We start from the raw sequence: 1,134 nt of genomic DNA on the forward strand, positions 1-1,134 counted from the left end.
ACGAGGACGCGGCTTCGGCGGCGGGCCCGGTAGGGCTCAGGGCCGGGCTCGGAGTCGTGGTGGCGGACGCCGTCGGCTCCGCGGCGGCCGAGGCGTCGCTGCCCAGGTCCGGCAGCGCGGGCAACCGCGCCTTGTCGTCCACGGCGACGGCGAGCGAGACGGGATCCATCGCCGTGCCCGCCTTGTAGAGGGAGCCGAAGCTCTCGGCGCCCGGTGCCGTCAGCGTGGCGGGCACCTCGGTGAGCGAGGCGAGGCCCTTCTTCGGAGTGAAGTCCTCGGCCGGGAAGGTGATCAGAGGCACGGCCTTCCGAGGCGGGCTGCCCTCGGCCACGTCGGTGACATCGGCGAAGAGCGTTCCCTTGCCGTCCTTCACCCGGACGGCGACCTCGGTCAGTGTGAGATCAAGTCCGGTGCCGGTGAAGCGGACCGTGCCCGCGAAATGCGCGTCGAGCGTGCCCTTCCCGGCGTCGTACGAGCCCGTACCGCGCGGGAAGCGGAAGAGCGCGCCGCCGTCCTGGGCACCGTCGCTCAACGTCCATTCGCCCTTGGCGACAGGGCCGGTGACGTACTCGCGGTAGGTACGGCGTACGCCCCAGTCGACGGCAGCGGTCCTGAACCGTCCCGTCGCCCGCTCCCCCGCGGGCTCCCCCTGCGCCTTCCCTGTCGGCTCGCCCGCGGGCCTGCTCGTGGACGGGCTCACGGGCTTCTTCGCCGCCGCGACATCCACGGAGAGGCTGACCGGATCGAGAGCCGTCCCCGCCGTGTAGTAACCCGCGAAGGCCGTGGCGCCCTGCGAAGTGAGCGTCGCGGGCACGTTGTTGAGAGCGACCGGGCTGCCGCCGCCCACCATGCTGATCCCGGAGAGATCGAGCGCGGCGAGCGGGACCTGCGCGGCCGTGGTGAGTCTGCCCGAGCCCTTGGCCTTGCTCGTCATATCGGCGTAGAGCGTGCCGCCGCCACCGGAGATCCGTACGGTGGGCCGGCTGATCGTGAGATCGAGTTCATACGTTCCGTCGGCCTTCTGATGGCCGGTGAACCGGACGCCGCCGGAGAAGCCCGCCCGGAAGGCCCCGCTGTCCGGATCGTACGAGCCGGTGGCCGAGTGGAAGCGGAACCGGCTGGCCACCGTCGCCG

1 protein-coding gene is annotated in these 1,134 nt (G+C 72.0%); it reads right to left on the reverse strand.

Going from position 1 to position 1,134, the window contains the following annotated elements; all coding sequences use genetic code 11:
- Positions 1-1,134, reverse strand: a 1,134-nt coding sequence (locus tag GA0115259_RS33130) for an HtaA domain-containing protein (protein ID WP_107469328.1), incomplete at both ends; no start/stop codon positions are given.

Source organism: Streptomyces sp. MnatMP-M17 (assembly GCF_900091995.1).
In the GTDB taxonomy this organism is placed as follows: domain Bacteria; phylum Actinomycetota; class Actinomycetes; order Streptomycetales; family Streptomycetaceae; genus Streptomyces.